At 60.4% G+C, this 18,119-nt stretch carries 13 protein-coding genes; 6 read left to right on the plus strand and 7 right to left on the minus strand.

The genetic code is table 11. The features are described 5' to 3' along the window. Positions 1-48: 48 nt before the first annotated feature. Positions 49-399: a hypothetical protein gene (locus NJC40_RS02735; RefSeq protein WP_253116194.1), complete on the plus strand. Its 351-nt coding sequence runs from the start codon at positions 49-51 to the stop codon at positions 397-399. A 289-nt stretch (positions 400-688) separates the two neighbouring features. Continuing rightward, positions 689-1,192: a GreA/GreB family elongation factor gene (locus NJC40_RS02740; RefSeq protein WP_253142368.1), complete on the plus strand. Its 504-nt coding sequence runs from the start codon at positions 689-691 to the stop codon at positions 1,190-1,192. Between the two features lie 168 nt (positions 1,193-1,360). Here the strand turns inward: NJC40_RS02740 and gdhA are convergent, their stop codons facing one another. Further along, the gene (gene gdhA, locus NJC40_RS02745; protein ID WP_253142369.1) at positions 1,361-2,701 is read right to left on the minus strand and encodes an NADP-specific glutamate dehydrogenase; all 1,341 of its coding nucleotides are present in this window, start codon (positions 2,699-2,701) and stop codon (positions 1,361-1,363) included. Between the two features lie 195 nt (positions 2,702-2,896). Then, on the minus strand, positions 2,897-4,564 hold the full coding sequence (gene ettA, locus NJC40_RS02750; RefSeq protein WP_253116187.1) for an energy-dependent translational throttle protein EttA: 1,668 nt from the start codon (positions 4,562-4,564) through the stop codon (positions 2,897-2,899). Positions 4,565-5,114: 550 nt separating this feature from the next. Here ettA and NJC40_RS02755 point away from each other — a divergent pair. After that, positions 5,115-8,936 carry a sensor domain-containing protein gene (locus NJC40_RS02755; protein ID WP_373568415.1) on the plus strand — a complete coding sequence of 1,274 codons (3,822 nt, stop codon included), beginning with the start codon at positions 5,115-5,117 and terminating at the stop codon, positions 8,934-8,936. 198 nt (positions 8,937-9,134) lie between these two features. Then, positions 9,135-10,388: a serine hydroxymethyltransferase gene (gene glyA / locus NJC40_RS02760; RefSeq protein WP_253116184.1), complete on the plus strand. Its 1,254-nt coding sequence runs from the start codon at positions 9,135-9,137 to the stop codon at positions 10,386-10,388. Positions 10,389-10,936: 548 nt separating this feature from the next. Here the strand turns inward: glyA and yjiA are convergent. The 3 genes from yjiA to NJC40_RS02775 form a co-directional block, all read right to left on the minus strand. Beyond that, positions 10,937-11,917, minus strand: a complete 981-nt coding sequence (gene yjiA / locus NJC40_RS02765; RefSeq protein WP_045483736.1) for a GTPase — start codon at positions 11,915-11,917, stop codon at positions 10,937-10,939. 91 nt (positions 11,918-12,008) lie between these two features. Beyond that, positions 12,009-12,206, minus strand: a complete 198-nt coding sequence (locus tag NJC40_RS02770) for a YbdD/YjiX family protein (protein WP_045483739.1) — start codon at positions 12,204-12,206, stop codon at positions 12,009-12,011. A 24-nt stretch (positions 12,207-12,230) separates the two neighbouring features. After that, the gene (locus tag NJC40_RS02775) at positions 12,231-14,306 is read right to left on the minus strand and encodes a carbon starvation CstA family protein (RefSeq protein ID WP_253116179.1); all 2,076 of its coding nucleotides are present in this window, start codon (positions 14,304-14,306) and stop codon (positions 12,231-12,233) included. A gap of 274 nt (positions 14,307-14,580) precedes the next feature. Between NJC40_RS02775 and NJC40_RS02780 the strand changes: the two genes are divergently transcribed. After that, positions 14,581-14,949 carry a PilZ domain-containing protein gene (locus NJC40_RS02780; RefSeq protein WP_253116177.1) on the plus strand — a complete coding sequence of 123 codons (369 nt, stop codon included), beginning with the start codon at positions 14,581-14,583 and terminating at the stop codon, positions 14,947-14,949. A gap of 5 nt (positions 14,950-14,954) precedes the next feature. On the opposite strand, the gene radA is transcribed toward NJC40_RS02780, so the two are convergent. Then, complete coding sequence (gene radA, locus NJC40_RS02785) at positions 14,955-16,322, minus strand: DNA repair protein RadA (protein ID WP_045493866.1); 1,368 nt, start codon at positions 16,320-16,322, stop codon at positions 14,955-14,957. Between the two features lie 196 nt (positions 16,323-16,518). Between radA and mscL the strand changes: the two genes are divergently transcribed. Next, on the plus strand, positions 16,519-16,953 hold the full coding sequence (gene mscL, locus NJC40_RS02790; protein WP_045483748.1) for a large-conductance mechanosensitive channel protein MscL: 435 nt from the start codon (positions 16,519-16,521) through the stop codon (positions 16,951-16,953). A gap of 13 nt (positions 16,954-16,966) precedes the next feature. On the opposite strand, the gene NJC40_RS02795 is transcribed toward mscL, so the two are convergent. Next, entirely contained in the window at positions 16,967-18,028 is a 1,062-nt protein-coding gene (locus tag NJC40_RS02795; protein WP_492180499.1) for an RNA-guided endonuclease InsQ/TnpB family protein, read from the minus strand. Positions 18,029-18,119: the final 91 nt, after the last annotated feature.

Here is an 18,119-nt window from a genome sequence, read left to right on the forward strand (position 1 = left end):
TGTACCTGGCATTGACTAGACTTTCCTCAGTAACCGAGGAATTCGATCATGAACATGCGTATAGCGTTGTTGGGCCTGATCGTAGTGCTTGCAGGATGCCAGTCGACCCACGAGCAATTGTTGGCCGAAGGCTATCCACCGGCATTCGCCGATGGCTTTCAGGATGGTTGCGGCAGTGGACGACAGGCGGCAGGCTCGATTGGCGGGCAATACCGTAAAAACGTGCCTCGCTACCTCAAAGAAAAGCTGTATGCCCAAGGCTGGGACGATGGTTTGCGTCAGTGCCAAGCGATGCAGGAAAGCCGTGACCGGGAAAGTAACGGCTGGAGCAGTGACCGGGACCGTGCCTGGGAACAGCAGAAGACCCGCGACAAGGCCAGGGCTTATCGTCCCGACTGAGACGAGAAGCACCGCCTGGGGGTCGCAAACGGACATCCACAACACTCACTCGCAGCGCATGCTGAGTCTTGTCCGGGATTGCCGAGCGCTGCGCCCGCCGTCATGCAAACCTGTTTCGCCCGGTCATGCCGAGGGGCTGTTGATGTTTCAGCGCACCCCGCAGGGCCGTGGCTTTTTTGGCGCACGCATTGCGACAGAGTGAAGCCTGTGCAGGCCGACAAAACAGACCTCGGCGCGGTTGTGATGAAACGTCAACAGCCCCTAACCTTGCATCTACGGGAGGAAAATCATGAGTCGTGCGTTCGTCAACGAAGACAGCAATGCCGAACAGACCAGCCAGCCGGTAGAGCGGCTGGTCAGCGAGAGCCCCAATTACGTCACCGCCCATGGGCTGGTGCAGTTGCAAAACCAGGTTCGTGCGCTGCAGGAGCAGCACCGCGAGCAGACCGAACTGGGCGAGAAGGCTGACAAACAGCGACTGGTGGATATCGAGCGCGACCTGCGCTACTACACCCAGCGCCAGCAGAGCGCCCTGGTGGTAACCCCGGCGTTATCCACTGAAAAGGTGCAGATCGGCAGTTGGGTGACCTATGCCGATGAACACGACCATCGCCAGCGCGTGCAACTGGTCGGCGAGGACCAGGCCGATGCCGCTCATGGCCTGATCAACTGGGGCTCACCACTGGGCCGTGCCCTGCTCGGTGCGCAACCCGGTGATGAAGTGCTGTGCAAGCGCCCGGCCGGGGATCAACTGATCGAAATACTGGAAATCGAGGCTGACGCAGGCCCGTGACAGAGGCGCAGGTCAGGCAAGGACAACTCGGTCACTGTGGGAGGAGCCAGAGCCACTTAACTGATCGGCATTAGCCCCATACTGTCCACTTAGGTACTGCATGCCCCCTACCGGGGTACATAAAGCACTTAACCGAACAGTATTGGCATCAGTCCATGAAAGGCTGAATCAGACCACGCCTTGCGCCAGCATGGCATCGGCGACCTTGACGAAGCCTGCGATGTTGGCACCTTTGACGTAGTTCACGCTGCCGTCAGCTTGCTGGCCATAATGCACACAGGCATTGTGGATCGACTGCATGATGCCATGCAGCTTGCTGTCCACTTCACCGGCGCTCCACAGCAGGCGCATGGCGTTCTGCGACATTTCCAGACCACTGACCGCGACACCGCCGGCGTTGGAGGCTTTGCCCGGGGCGAACAGCGTCCCGGCTTCGATGAACAGGTCCACGGCATCAAGGGTGGTTGGCATGTTCGCGCCTTCAGCCACGCAAATGCAGCCGTTGCGCAGCAGGGTCCGGGCGTCTTCGCCGTTCAGTTCATTCTGGGTGGCGCACGGCAGGGCGATATCGCAGGCCAGGCTCCATGGGGTCTGGCCCTTGCGGAACTCCAGGCCAAAGCGTTCGGCCAGTTCACTGATGCGCCCACGCTTGACGTTTTTCAGCTCCATCAGCGCATCCCACTGCTGATCGTTCAGACCCGCCTCGATGTACAGGGTGCCTTCGGAGTCAGACAGCGAGATGACCTTGCCGCCCAGGTCCATGACCTTGCGCGCAGCGTATTGAGCCACGTTGCCGGAACCGGAAATCGCCACACGACGGCCATCAATGGCCTTGCCGTCACGCTTGAGCATTTCTTCGGCGAAATACACGCAGCCGTAGCCGGTGGCCTCTGGACGAATCAGGCTGCCGCCGTAGGTCATGCCCTTACCGGTCAGCACCGATGTGAACTGGTTGGCCAGACGCTTGTACTGACCGAACATGAAGCCGATCTCGCGCGCGCCCACGCCAATGTCGCCGGCCGGCACGTCGAGGTCAGCACCGATGTGGCGGTACAGCTCACTCATGAATGCCTGGCAGAAGCGCATGACTTCGGCGTCGCTCTTGCCCTTTGGATCGAAGTCCGAGCCGCCTTTGCCGCCGCCCATGGGGAGCGAGGTCAGGGAGTTCTTCAATACCTGTTCGAAGGCCAGGAATTTGAGCACGCTCAGATCCACCGAGGGGTGGAAACGCAGGCCGCCTTTATAAGGGCCGATGGCACTGCTCATCTGGATGCGATAGCCGCGGTTGACCTGAACCTTGCCCTGATCGTCGACCCACGACACACGAAACAGCACCGCACGCTCCGGCTCGACCATACGTTCGACGATGCCGGCCTCAAGGTAATGCGGGTTGGCTTCCAGAAACGGCCAGAGGGTCCGCAGCACCTCTTCCACTGCCTGATGAAACTCGGGCTGGGCAGGATCGCGTTGCTTCAGACGAGCAAGGAAAACATCGACGGATTCGGTCATTGGAACGTCTCGACAGAGTGGCTATTTGTAGGAATTTTCCCGGACTCTACCAATTCAAAACGCACTTAAAAAGTGCGAAATGTCGTTTTTATGAATTTTTCTGGTGCAAATATATAAATAGCCACCTGCCAAAGCTGAAAAACGAGCACAAAAATGGGGCCATAAAGGCCCCATTCCTGTGCGAAGACAACCGGCTTATTGAGCCAGCTTCTTGTGCCGGACCCGATGCGGCTGGGTGGCCGCATCGCCCAGGCGCTTCTTGCGATCGGCTTCGTACTCGGTGTAGTTGCCTTCGAAGAACACAATGTTCGAATCGTCTTCGTAAGCCAGGATGTGAGTTGCCACGCGGTCCAGGAACCACCGATCGTGGGAAATCACAATCGCTGCGCCCGGGAAGTCCAGCAGAGCCTCTTCCAGGGAACGCAGGGTTTCGACGTCGAGGTCGTTGGACGGTTCGTCGAGCAGCAGGACGTTACCGCCCTCCTTCAGGGTCAGGGCCAGGTGCAGACGGCCACGCTCACCACCGGACAGATCCTTGACGAACTTCTGCTGATCGCCACCCTTGAAGTTAAAGCGCCCCACATAAGTACGCGACGGAATCTCGTAGTTGCCGATACGGATCTGGTCGGAACCGTCGGAGATCTGCTGGAACACGGTCTTGCCGCCGTCGAGGTCGTCACGCGCCTGGTCGACACACGCCAGTTGCACGGTTTCGCCGATCGCGATGCTGCCCGAGTCTGGCTGCTCCTTGCCCATGATCATGCGGAACAGGGTCGATTTACCTGCACCGTTACCACCGATAACGCCGACGATCGCGCCTTTTGGCATGGTGAACGACAGGTTATCGATCAGGACCCGATCACCGTAGCTCTTGGTGACATTCTTGAACTCGATCACGTTGTCGCCCAGCCGCGGACCGGCCGGAATGTAGATCTCGTTGGTCTCGCTGCGCTTCTGGAATTCCTGCGATTGCATTTCTTCGAAGCGTGCCAGACGGGCCTTGGATTTGGACTGGCGGGCTTTGGCGCCTTTGCGCACCCACTCCAGCTCTTCCTTCATGGCTTTTTCGTGTGCACTCTGTTGCTTGGACTCCTGCTCCAGACGCGCCGACTTGGTCTCCAGCCAGCCCGAGTAGTTACCTTCGTACGGGATGCCTGCGCCGCGGTCGAGTTCAAGGATCCAGCCAGCGACGTTATCCAGGAAGTAACGGTCGTGGGTAATGGCTACCACGGTGCCCGGGAAGTCGTGCAGGAAGCGCTCCAGCCAGGCCACCGAGTCGGCGTCCAGGTGGTTGGTCGGCTCGTCAAGCAGCAGCATGTCCGGGGCGGACAGCAGCAAGCGGCACAGGGCAACACGGCGTTTTTCACCACCGGACAGCACCGCCACCTTGGCGTCCCAGGCCGGCAGGCGCAGCGCATCGGCGGCGACTTCCAGCTGACGCTCCAGGTTGTGACCATCGGCAGCCTGCAAAATGGCTTCGAGCTTGGCCTGTTCGGCGGCCAGCTTGTCAAAGTCAGCGTCCGGCTCGGCATAGGCGGCATAGACTTCGTCGAGGCGCGCCTGGGCGTCCTTGATCACGCTGACGGCTTCTTCAACCACTTCACGGACGGTCTTTTCCGGGTCCAGCTGCGGCTCCTGTGGCAGATAGCCGACATTCAGCTCAGGCATCGGACGGGCTTCACCGTCAAACTCGGTGTCAACGCCAGCCATGATTTTCAGCAGGGTGGATTTACCCGAGCCGTTGAGGCCCAGCACGCCGATCTTGGCGCCCGGGAAGAACGACAGGGAGATGTTTTTGAGAATTTCCCGCTTCGGCGGCACTACTTTGCTCAGCCGATGCATGGTGTAGACGTATTGAGCCAAAACCTGGACCTCGCTCGAAAACGTGATTGAAAGCCTTGCCTGGCAAGCAAAGCCATAAAGAAGCAATTATTCAGATTCAGAGCAGCAAAATTGCGCGGGCCGCGCGACGCGGTCGGAACACCGGGCAGGCTGCATTGCGTACGACAAACAAGCGCCACTCAACTGCGCTCAGGGTCGGCAAGCTTAACCCAAGTCGGCGGACGCTGGCAGGGGGGCTGCCCGGCGACAGCCCGAAATCCGCCGTTACGCCGCAGGCAGATACCGCCCTGGCGATATGACTAAAAAAGGTGCAGAAAACCCCTTGAACAATGCCAGATCCGGCTTAATTCTTTGCCGGTCCTTGCCGAGTAACAGTTACGCGCCTTGAATTGATCAAATGCGAAGTGAAATACGGCAAATACAACCAACCGAACGGGCCGACAAACAGGCGTGACCACCAATAAACGCTGGCACTTAGCCACAACTAAAGGCATGCTAGCCGCCATTTGGGCGCCCGGCTTATAGTGCAGGCTGCATTCGCTGCTTCAGTCCAGTAGTCAGGAACATCGACTTGCCCACACCAACGGCTTCTACATCATCGCGTAGCGTCAAGAATTCCAGTCAACTGCCTGTGCGCGGTTCACTGAAAGGCGCGTTGGCCGCTCTGGTGTTGGTGATGCTCGCCCTGTTGCTGTGGCAATCCTTCGAGCAGTTTCAACAGACTCAAGAGCGTCAGCGCCAGCGCAGCCTGGACTACAGCATGCAGCTGGCAGACCGCCTGAGCCTGAACCTGACACTCAGCGCCCAGGTCAGCGTGAGCCTGCTGGATGAGGCGGTCAGCGTCGGTCAGTCGCTGGAGCAGCCCTCGACCCTGGACAACCTGCGCCAGGCGCTGCCGGCCCTGCAAAGCGTGGCCTGGCTCAGCCCAGCCGGCGATATCATCAAAGACAGTGCAATGGGCACCGGTGACGCAGCCTTTCTCAAAGAGCAACTGCGCAAAGCCCAAGGCAAGCCGTACTACTACACCAACGCCAGCGACGGCCGGCTGGTTTACCTGTTGGTCCGTCAGGCGGGTGGCATTACCGGTGACTACTGGGCATTGCGTCTGGGCCGGGAGGCACTCAAGCCGCTGACCCAGCAACCGTCCCACGACTTCATGCACCTGTGGCGCCTGGAAAATCGTGACCAGTCGCAGATTATCGCCCGTGACGGGCATCGCAGTAATGGCAACCTGCAAACGGTGCTGCTGCAACCGATCAGCAACAGCGACTGGCAACTGCATGGTTTGTTCGATGCCCGGCAAGAGCGCGAGGCGCTAGTGTTGCCACTGATTTTCAAGTGCGTGCTGGCCATGATGTTTGCCATCCTGCCCTTGATTACCCTGTTTGGCTTGCGTCGCCGCCAGACCCAACTGGTTGAAAGCCGTCGCCGTTATCAGGGCATTTTCGAGGGCGCAGGCGTTGCCATCTGCGTGCTCGACATGTCCGCGCTGTTTACCTTGCTCGACAGCTTGCAAGTGCGCAATGCCGAGGATCTGGACAGGCTGATCAAACACCAGCCCAGCCAGTTCAAACGGCTGCTCCAGCAATTGCACATCACAGAAGTCAATCAGTTCGCGCTGGACCTGCTGGGTATCGAGAACAGTCAGCAGGCCTGGGACTCGCTGATCGACGCAAACCCGAGAAACCCCGCAGGCCCGGGAACACGGATCATCCGCGCGGTCCTGGCCAACGAGCCGAGCCTGGAGCTGGAAATTCGCCTGACCCGTGACGCAGGTGAAGACCAGCATCTCTGGCTGGTCATGCGCCTGCCCGAAGAGCAGAGCGACTACGACTCGGTGATTCTCAGCATTGGCGACATCACTAGCCGCAAGCAGATGGAACTGTCGTTGCTGGACCGCGAAAGCTTCTGGTCCGACGTGGTTCGGACCGTGCCCGATCACCTGTACGTGCAAGACGTGCCCAGCCAGCGGATGATCTACAGCAACCACCATCTGGGGCAGACGCTGGGTTACAGCAAGACTGAACTGCAAAGCATGGGTGAGTTTTTCTGGGAGTTGCTGCTGCACCCCGACGATGCCAGCAACTACCGGGACATGCGCCTGCGCCAACGCCATCATGGGCACAACGAACTGCTGCAATGCGTACTGCGCTTTCGTGACTGCCAACAGAGCTGGCGCCATTTCGATATCCGCGAACAGGCGATGGCCTGGGACAAGGATGACCAGGTCACGCGGATCATCGGTATTGCCAAAGACATCACCCACCAGGTGACCGCCAGCCAGTCGCTGCGCGACAGCGAACAGCGCTACCGGATGCTTGCCGAAAGCATCAGCGACGTTATCTTCTCCACTGATCGGGGTCTGGAACTCAACTACGTCAGCCCGTCAGTCGAAACGGTACTGGGCTACAGCGCCGACTGGATTGTCCGCAATGGCTGGAGCGCGGCGCTGGCTAACCCGCAGCAACTGACCGGCATCTACAGCCTGATCGTTCGTATCCGCAAAATGTTGAACAAGCCGCACGACCTGGAGCGGCTGCGCAACGAAGTGCCGACCCGTCAGTTCGTCTTCGATTGCCTGCGCGCCGATGGCCGCAAGATTCCTATTGAACTGCGCCTGGTACTGGTCTGGGACGAGCATGGCAGTTTCGAGGGCATCCTGGGCGTCGCCCGCGACGTCAGCCAGCAACGCCGGGCTGAAAAAGACCTGCGCATGGCGGCTACGGTTTTCGAGCACTCGACTTCCGCGATCCTGATCACCGACCCGGCCGGTTACATCGTGCAGGCCAATGATGCTTTCACCCGGGTCAGTGGCTACGAGGTCCACCAGATCCTGGACCAGTTGCCGACCCTGCTGACCGTAGAGCACGAAGAGGCGCACCTGCACCAGGTGCTCCGGCACCTTAACCAGCGCGGCAACTGGGAAGGCGAGGTTCAGCTCAAGCGCCGCAACGGCGAGCAATACCCGGCCTGGGTCGGGATCACCGCAGTCCTTGATGATGAAGGCGACCTGGCCAGCTATGTGTGCTTCTTCAGCGACATCAGCGAGCGCAAGGCCAGCGAGCAGCGCATTCATCGCCTGGCCTACTACGACGCCCTGACCCACCTGCCCAACCGCACCCTGTTCCAGGACCGCCTCCATTCGGCATTGCAGCAGGCCGAGCGCCAGAGCGCCTGGGTGGTGCTGATGTTCCTCGACCTCGACCGTTTCAAACCGATCAACGACTCGCTCGGCCATGCCGCCGGCGACCGCATGCTCAAGGAAATGGCCAGTCGGCTGCTGGCCTGCGTGACTGATGACGATACCGTGGCACGCATGGGCGGCGACGAATTCACCCTGCTGCTGCACTCCGGCGCTACCCGTGAGGTTGCCCTGAACCGCGCCATTCATGTGGCCGAACAGATTCTCAATAGCCTGGTCACGCCGTTTGTTCTGGAGGGCCGCGAGTTCTTCGTCACTGCCAGTATCGGCATTGCCCTGAGTCCCCAGGATGGCCATGAACTGAGCCAGTTGATGAAGAACGCCGACACGGCGATGTATCACGCCAAAGAGCGCGGCAAGAACAACTTCCAGTTTTACCAGGCCGACATGAACGCAACCGCGCTGGAACGCCTGGAGCTGGAAAGCGATCTGCGCCACGCGCTGGAACAGGAAGAGTTCGTGCTTTACTACCAACCGCAGTTCAGCGGCGACGGCAAGCGCCTGACCGGCGCCGAGGCACTGCTGCGCTGGCGCCATCCACGACGCGGGCTGGTGCCACCGAACGACTTCATTCCAGTGCTCGAAGAGCTTGGCCTGGTCATGGAAGTTGGCGACTGGGTACTGGCCGAGGCCTGCCGCCAGCTCAAGACCTGGCACCAGGAACGGGTTCGGGTGCCGAAGGTGTCGGTCAATATTTCTGCCCGTCAGTTTGGCGACGGGCAACTGGGCGAACGCATCGCTGCCACCCTCAGGGACACCGGGCTGCCCCCGGCCTGCCTGGAGCTGGAACTGACCGAAAGTATCCTGATGCGTGAAGTCGGCGAAGCCATGCAGACCCTGGCCGGCCTCAAGAATCTCGGTTTGAGCATCGCGGTTGACGACTTTGGCACCGGCTACTCATCGCTCAACTACCTCAAGCAGTTCCCGATCGATGTGCTCAAGATCGATCGCTCCTTCGTCGATGGTTTGCCCTCGGGCGAGCAGGATGCACAGATTGCCCGGGCGATCATCGCCATGGCGCACAGCCTGAACCTGTCGGTGATCGCCGAAGGCGTGGAAACCCACGAGCAACTGGACTTCTTGCGCGAGCATGGCTGCGACGAGGTACAAGGCTACCTGTTCGGCCGCCCGATGCCGGCCGGGCAGTTCGAGGCCCAGTTCAGCAATGACGCACTGTTCATGCTGGATTGAAGCGGCGGCAGGCGGCTTCAGCCGCGATGGGGTCAGGCCAGGCACAGCAGAGGTGTCGCCTGGTCAATGTTCGCGGATGAATCCGCTCCTACGAGCTTGCAGCTGCTTCACCCGACGGATGAGGCCCTTTCATATGCCAGAGATTCTCCGATGGGGTAGAATGCCCCCCTTTTCCGCTCCAAGCCCTCGAGGACAGCCATGTTCAGCCGTGATTTGACTATCGCCAAGTTCGACCCCGATCTTTTTGCCGCCATGGAACAAGAAGCCGTGCGCCAGGAAGAGCACATCGAGCTGATCGCTTCGGAAAACTACACAAGCCCCGCAGTGATGGAAGCTCAGGGCTCGGCGCTGACCAACAAGTATGCCGAAGGTTACCCGGGCAAGCGTTACTACGGTGGTTGCGAGTATGTCGACATCGTTGAACAACTGGCCATCGACCGCGCCAAAGAGCTGTTCGGTGCCGACTACGCCAACGTCCAGCCGCACGCTGGCTCCCAGGCCAACGCCGCTGTCTATCTGGCGCTGCTGCAGGCCGGCGACACCATCCTGGGCATGAGCCTGGCTCACGGTGGTCACCTGACCCACGGCGCCAGCGTCAGCTCGTCGGGCAAACTGTACAACGCCATTCAATACGGCATCGATGCCAACGGCCTGATCGACTACAACGAAGTCGAGCGCCTGGCTGTCGAGCACAAACCCAAGATGATCGTCGCCGGTTTCTCTGCCTATTCGCAGGTTCTGGACTTCGCTCGTTTCCGCGAAATCGCTGACAAGGTCGGCGCACTGCTGTTCGTCGATATGGCTCACGTCGCCGGTCTGGTCGCCGCTGGCGTCTACCCGAACCCGGTTCCGTTCGCTGACGTGGTCACCACCACGACTCACAAGACCCTGCGTGGTCCACGTGGCGGCCTGATCCTGGCCCGTGCCAACGCCGAGATCGAGAAGAAGCTCAACAGCGCAGTATTCCCGGGCGCCCAGGGCGGCCCACTGGAGCACGTGATCGCAGCCAAGGCGGTGTGCTTCAAGGAAGCCCTGCAACCTGAGTTCAAGGCGTACCAGCAGCAAGTGGTGAAGAACGCCCAGGCCATGGCCAGCGTGTTCATCGAGCGTGGCTTCGACGTCGTTTCCGGCGGCACCCAGAACCACCTGTTCCTGCTGTCTCTGATCAAGCAGGACATTTCCGGTAAAGATGCAGACGCCGCTCTGGGCCGTGCCTACATCACCGTCAACAAGAACTCGGTACCTAACGACCCGCGTTCGCCATTCGTCACTTCGGGCCTGCGTTTCGGCACCCCGGCAGTGACCACTCGTGGCTTCAAGGAAACCGAGTGCAAGGAACTGGCTGGCTGGATCTGCGACATCCTGGCTGACCTGAACAACGAAGCCGTGATTGATGCGGTACGCGAGAAGGTCAAGGCGATCTGTGCACGTCTGCCGGTTTACGGCGCGTAATCGCGTAGCCTGCTGCATGAAAAGCCCGGCCTTGGCGCCGGGCTTTTTTGTGGCCGCGAGTTACTTTGGACGCCGCATACTCGGTGGTGGCTTGCCGACGAAGACGCCAGCACATTCGCAGCAGATGCTGTGACTTTACCGGCCTCTTCGCGAGCAAACTCGCTCCCACAGGGGACATCAAGCACTTAATTGAACAGTATTGGCTTTAGCCGCGAATGGGTCTTTAGGCCGCTGGAAAATCCTTCATCGCGCTGCCTGAACTGCAGGTTTCGCCCTGCTGGGCGAGTGACTTTGGGGCGCCAAAGTCACCAAAGCGCTTGCTCCGGTCTTGGCCCCCTACGGGGGTCCCCTCACTCCGGTGCCGATTTGGCGGTCGGCGCGATGGGCGTCCTGCCCAGCGCACCTAAAACCGGCTTCCGTGCCGGTTTTCCCACCAAATCGACACCTCCAATCGGCCAGCGCCAATCGTCGCGTTCGGCGGTGTCTGTACCCTCTCGGCTCGAAGATCAAAATCAACGGCTCACACCTTACCGCTTGTAGCTTGTAGCTTAAGCTCCAACCAGCGCGGCAAACCCTGCGCGGATCTTCTCCTCGGGCAATTCATCGGCAATGAACACGATCACGCTCTCACGCGCTTCGTCTTCGGCCCATTCGGTGTCCCAGTCAAAACCGTACAGTTTCAGCACGCCCTGAAACACCAGCCGGCGTGGTTCGCCGGCGATGTTGAGCACGCCCTTGTAGCGCAGCAATTGCTTGCCGTGATCTTCCAGCAGGGTGTTCATGAACTCGCTGAGCCGATCGATATCCAGCGGCTGGTCAGTGCGCAGTACCAGGCTGGAGATGCGGTCGCCGTTATTGCCGGCCGGTGCCACGGGACGCAAGGTGATGCCACCGCCCAGGTCGGCATTGAGGTTGAAGCCACGCACGTCCAGTAACTCGGCCAGATCGATACGCCCGTGATCGACCGTACGGATCGGCGCACGACGGTTGATCCGCGCCAGACGGGCACTGAGCGCCTCGAATGTTTCGTCATCGACCAGATCACGCTTGCTGACCAGCAGCCGGTCGGCGAAGCCGATCTGGGCCTGGGCGATGGTCTGGGTCAGGTGCACATCGGCATGCGCCGCGTCGACCAGGGTGATGATGCCGTCGAGGATGTAGCGCTCACGCAGTTCCTCGTCGATGAAAAAAGTCTGCGCCACCGGCGCCGGGTCGGCCAGACCGGTGCATTCGATCACCAGCCGGTCGAAAGCGATTTCGCCGCTGTCCAGGCGCTCCAGCAGCAGGTACAGCGCTTTGGTCAGGTCGGTGTGGATGGTGCAGCACACGCAGCCATTGGACAGAGTCATGACCTGGACCGGCTCGTCGCCGAGCAACTGGCTGTCGATGCCGGCGTCGCTGAATTCGTTTTCGATCACCGCAATCTTCAGGCCGTGCTCGGCCTTGAGCAGGTGGCGCAGCAAGGTGGTCTTGCCCGCGCCCAGAAAGCCGGTCAGCACGGTAACGGGGATGGGTTGCAACTCGCTCATGGGGGCTCCTTGGCAGAGGCTTGCACTAAAAACAAAACGCGCCACAGGCAAGAACCTGTGGCGCGTCGGGTCAAACAGTCATGTCAGAGGTTCAACAACACTTCGGACCACTCTTGCCACCGTAACGGGCTTCCTGGCGTTCCCGGAAGAACTCCTCGTAGCTCATTACCGGTTTGTCCGGGTGCTTGTTCTGCATATGTTCCACATAGTTGTCGTAGTCGGGCATTCCCACCATCAGGCGTGCAGCCTGACCGAGGTATTTGCCCAGACGACCCAGGTCATTGAACATTGGCAGATCCTCGCATGACGCTCATCACACCTGTGCCCCTGGTGGCATTTCCTGGTACGGCGACTCTTTGTCGCTGCGCTCAGGCTTGCTCCAGGCCTGGCTACCCACTTTCAGGGAGTAGAACAGGATACTGCCGACCACGAACAGGAACAGCACACTGAGGCCTGCGTTGGTGTAGGCGTTCATGATCACGTGCTGCATCTGGTCCATGTTCTTGGCCGGAGCCAGCAGTTGGCCGGCTTCGGCTGCGGTGCTGTACTTCTTGGCCAGGGCCAGGAAGCCTACCGCAGGGTTGGAGTCGAACAGCTTGATCATGCTGGCTGTCACGGTGCAGATCAGCAGCCAGGCGGCCGGTACTGCGGTGACCCAGACGTAGCGCTGACGCTTCATCTTGATCAGTACGACGCTGGCGAGCATCAGGGCGATACCGGCGAGCATCTGGTTGGAGATGCCGAACAGCGGCCACAGGGTATTGATGCCACCCAACGGATCGATCACGCCCTGATACAGCAGGTAACCCCACAGCGCCACGCAACCACCGGTGCCGATGATGTTGGCCGTCCACGACTCGGTGCGTTTGAGGGCTGGAACGAAGCTGCCCAGCAGGTCCTGGAGCATGAAGCGGCCGGCACGGGTACCGGCGTCCACCGCGGTCAGGATGAACAGCGCCTCGAACAGAATCGCGAAGTGGTACCAGAAGGCCATGGTGTTTTCACCCGGCAGTACCTGGTGAAGGATCTGCGCGATACCCACCGCCAGGGTCGGCGCACCACCGGCACGGGCCAGAATGGTGTGCTCGCCGATGTCGGCTGCGGTGGCGGTCAGTTGTTCAGGGGTAATCAGGAAGCCCCACTCACTGACCTTGGCAGCCACCGACACGACGTCGCTGCCGACAATCGCCGCCGGGCTGTTCATGGCGAAGTAGACGCCTGGCTCGATGACCGATGCAGCGACCATGGCCATGATTGCCACAAACGACTCCATCAGCATGCCGCCGTAGCCGATGTAACGGGCGTTGACTTCGTTATCCAGCAACTTGGGGGTGGTGCCCGAAGAGATCAGCGCATGGAAGCCCGATACCGCACCACAGGCAATGGTGATGAACAGGAACGGGAACAGGCTGCCTTTCCAGACCGGACCGGTGCCGTCGGTGAACTGGGTCAGGGCCGGCATTTTCAGCTCAGGTGCCAGAATCAGGATACCGATGGCCAGGCCGACGATGGTGCCGATCTTGAGGAAGGTCGACAGGTAGTCACGTGGCGCCAGCAGCAGCCAGACCGGCAGCATGGCCGCGACGAAACCGTAGCCGACCAGCATCCAGGTGATCTGCACGCCGGTGAAGGTAAAGCGCGGGCCCCAGACCGGATCGGCGGCAACCAGGCCGCCGAACCAGATCGATGCCAGCAGCAGCACGACCCCGATGATCGAGATTTCACCGATGCGGCCCGGGCGGATGTAACGCATGTACACGCCCATGAATATCGCAATCGGTATCGTCGCGATCACCGTGAACATGCCCCACGGGCTTTCGGCCAGGGCCTTGACCACGATCAGCGCCAGCACCGCAAGGATGATGATCATGATCAGGAAGCAGCCGAACAAGGCGATGGTGCCGGGAATACGGCCCATTTCCTCGCGGACCATGTCGCCCAGCGAACGGCCGTTACGGCGCGTCGACAGGAACAGGATCATGAAGTCCTGCACGGCACCGGCCAGCACCACACCGGCGATCAGCCAGAGCGTACCGGGCAGATAGCCCATTTGCGCCGCCAGCACAGGGCCGACCAGCGGGCCGGCACCGGCGATGGCCGCGAAGTGGTGGCCGAACAGGATGTGTTTGTTGGTTGGAACGTAATCCAGACCATCGTTATTGACGACAGCCGGCGTCGCGCGACGCGGGTCCAGCTGCATGACGTGGTTGGCGATGAACAGACTGTAGTAACGGAAAGCGACCAGGTAGATGGCAACCGCTGCCACTACGATCCACAAGGCGTTGATTGCTTCGCCGCGGCGTAGCGCGACGACCCCCAGGGCACAGGCCCCAATGATCGCCAGTAGCACCCAAGGCACATGGCGCATCAAGCTGTTGTTATTTTTCATATTGTTATTCCAGCAAAAGTGACTAGAAACCAGCAGTGCGAGTGTAGCGCTGTCGCAGCGAAAGGCCACCCCCAACCAAGGTATAGACACAAATTAATCAAAACGTAAAAAACCGCGGCCTAGAGCGTCCGGATCACGACTGGCGGGCCTGTCGGCCAGCGCCTGCGGTGCAGGTAGAACTGGTCGGCGCTGCACTTCGGGTTTATCTTGATTGCACACGCGGTCTGTTACCCAGACCTGCCCGCTGACCCGCTCAGCCCGAGGAGTGCACGTGATGACCGATTCCCCCGCAGATCGCCGGCGCTTCAAACGTATTGCCTTCGATGCCAGGACCAGCCTGAGCCAGGATGAGCGGACCTGGGCAGTGCAGTTGCTCGACCTGTCACTCAAGGGGTTACTGATCGAGCGCCCCGAAGCCTGGGACGGCGACACCCGCCGTAACTTTCTGGTCGACATCCACCTGAGCGCCGATGCGACGGTGCGCATGGAAGTTCAGCAAACCCACGACGACAGCCAGCACCTGGGCTTTGTCTGCCAACATATCGGGCTGGAGTCGATCAGCCACCTCAGACGCCTGGTAGAGCTGAATCTGGCGGACCATGACGAGCTCGACCGCGAGCTGGCGGCGCTGATCGAAATCTGAACGGTTTATTCGAACAAGGCATCCAGGGCCTGTTCAAGGCGGGTGACGGCGACGACCTGCAAGCCGGCAAATCCCTCTTTGGGCGCATTGCCCTTGGGTACGATGGCACGCTTGAAGCCGTGCTTGGCTGCCTCCTTCAGACGCTCCTGGCCACTGGGCACCGGGCGCACCTCCCCTGACAACCCAACCTCGCCGAACACCAGCAGGTCATGGGGCAACGGCCGGTTGCGCAGGCTGGACATCACCGCCGCCATCAGCGCCAGGTCGGACGCGGTTTCCAGCACCTTGACCCCACCCACCACGTTGAGGAACACATCCTGATCGTGGGTCGGGATGCCGCCATGGCGATGCAGCACCGCCAGCAGCATGGCCAGGCGATTCTGATCCAGCCCCAGAGTAACCCGGCGCGGGTTGGCCATATGGCTGTCATCGACCAGTGCCTGCACCTCGACCAGCATCGGCCGGGTCCCCTCCCAAGTGGCCATCACTACACTGCCAGACACCTCTTCCTGGGCGCGGCTGAGGAAAATCGCCGACGGGTTGGAGACCTCCTTGAGGCCCCGGTCAGTCATGCCGAACACCCCCAGTTCGTTGACCGCGCCGAACCGGTTCTTCACCGCCCGCAGCAGGCGCAGGCGGCCATCGGCTTCACCCTCGAAGTACAACACGGTATCGACCATATGCTCCAACACGCGCGGGCCGGCCAGCGCGCCCTCTTTGGTGACATGGCCGACCAGAAAGATCGCCGTACCGCTTTGCTTGGCATAGCGCACCAGCAGCGCGGTGCTTTCGCGAACCTGAGCCACACCACCGGGCGCCGATTGCAGCTGTTCGGTAAAGATGGTCTGGATCGAGTCGATGACCATGACCTTGGGTTGCTCGACCCTGGCAGTGGCAATGATCGACTCGATGCTGGTCTCGGTCATCACCCGCAGCTTGTCTTGCGGCAGCCCCAGACGCCGGGCGCGCATGGCCACCTGTTGTTGCGATTCCTCACCGGTGACATACAGGGCCGGCATGCTCTCGGCCAGATGACACAAGGTTTGCAGCAGAATGGTGGATTTGCCGATGCCGGGATCGCCGCCGATCAGGATCACCGAGCCATCGACCATCCCGCCGCCCAGCACCCGGTCCAGCTCGGTGGAGCGGGTAGAAAAACGCGGAATTTCTTCAACACTGACTTCGGCCAGGGTCTTGATCTGGGTCTGCGCCCCGGTCCAGCCACTACGCCCGCTGGGCGCCGCGGCTGCGCCGCTCTCCAGCACGGTTTCGACCAGGGTGTTCCACGCACCGCAGTCGGCACATTGCCCGGCCCATTTGGGAAAAGTCGCACCGCATTCAGTGCAACCGTACAAGCGCTTGGCTTTGGCCATGCAGCAAACCCCGCTGGCAAAAGCCGACATCATAACGCAGCCGGCCAGCAATACAGTTGGCCCGCCCGCCGGTGTTTTTGCACAGTTGGATAAAACTTGTCCGCTCGTGCCCGGTCGATTGCAGGTGCGGGGGGCAAACTGTCCCATGCTCTATTACACTGGAGCCGATCTTCTCATCTGTAACAAGGAATGACCCATGAGCATCGTTAACGAATTCAAAGCCTTCGCCGTCAAAGGCAATGTGGTCGATATGGCCGTGGGTATCATCATCGGTGCCGCGTTCGGCAAGATCGTCTCGTCGTTCGTCGGCGACGTGATCATGCCGCCGTTGGGCCTGCTGATTGGTGGTGTGGACTTCAGCGATCTGGGCGTTACCCTGCGTGCGGCGCAAGGCGATGCACCCGCCGTGGTCCTGGCCTACGGTAAATTCATCCAGACCGTGATCGACTTCCTGATTGTCGCCTTTGCGATCTTCATGGGCGTCAAGGCGATCAATCGCCTTAAACGCGAAGAAGCCAAGGCGCCGACAGTCAACAAGCAGGAGGTGCTGCTGAGCGAGATCCGTGATCTGCTCAAGGAGCAGAACAAACCTGCCGCCCCGGTGACCGTCGATCCGAACAAGCCGTTTTGACATCCTCCCCGCCCTAAAAGGCGGGGATTCCCACAATTGGACGCTCATGCCCGAGCGCGAGAATGTTCTTGGCGGCGTTGACGTCGCGGTCGTGGGTGGCACCACACCCACAACAAGTCCATTCCCTTATTCCAAGCCCTGCGATACCTCTGGGCCTCGAGTCCGGCAATTGCTTGCAGCTCGAACAGGTTTGGGTGGTGTTTCTCTCGCTGACAACCTTGAAAACCGTGCCTGCGTGATCGCATTTGTATTCCAGCATGGTTTTCAATTGGCCCCAGCCGGCGTCCAGCACCGACTTGGCCATCCTGGTTTTCGCGAGTTTCAGTGAGTTCACATCGCCCACCACAATGACACCACAACGCGCTACCAGCGCGTTGCTGAACTTATGCAGGGTATCCTTGCGACGGTTCGCAACCTTGGCGTGAATCGCCCGCACACGGGCTTTCTTGCCGGCGCGCTGGGCCGTGCCCAGGGCGCTCTCCAGATCCCGGTAGAACCTGCCGCTTTCAAGGCGATCACCGTCGCTGCAGGTGGCCGTGGTTTTCAGTCCGAGGTCGATACCCACCGCGTCCTGGCCCGGCGACAGCTGGCGGTCGACCTCGACCACGACGTTGAAATACCAGCGTCCACGGCTGTCCTCGTTGAAGCTACCGGATCTGAATTTAAAGCCCGCCAGGCCGTAGCTGTCCCAGACCTTGAAGTGCTGCTTGTTGAAGACGACCTGGCCGTTTTTCCAGACAGCAGCGCCGGCCTTGAGGGGCACCCAGCCCAGGCTGCGCCGAGCGCCGCCCGAGCAGCGCCAGCGGAGCTGGCGCTTTTTGAACTGCTTGCGCCGTGTGACATATTCGTCGGCAACAGCCTGCACCGATTGGCTGTGCAGGCTCAGGTCTTTGCCGGCCCCGTTGGTGTACTTGTGAATGTCGAACGCCGACAGAAAACGACCACGCTCACGAATCGTGCGACTGCTCAACTCGTTTACGTAGTTCCACACAAAATTCACAGCACGAGACGCTTCACGCAGCTGCGCTGCGTGCTTGTCTCGCACTCGAACCTTGAGGGTTTTGGTCGCTTTCATTTCAGTCATGAAATACAGAATAGGGGCGGTTTTTGGGATGTTAACCCCTATGACCGCTTTGCGGTGGCGCTTTCATCCCCCACCTGAAGGA

Origin of the sequence: Pseudomonas sp. 21LCFQ02 (genome assembly GCF_024129895.2) — a bacterium.
Lineage (GTDB): Bacteria > Pseudomonadota > Gammaproteobacteria > Pseudomonadales > Pseudomonadaceae > Aquipseudomonas.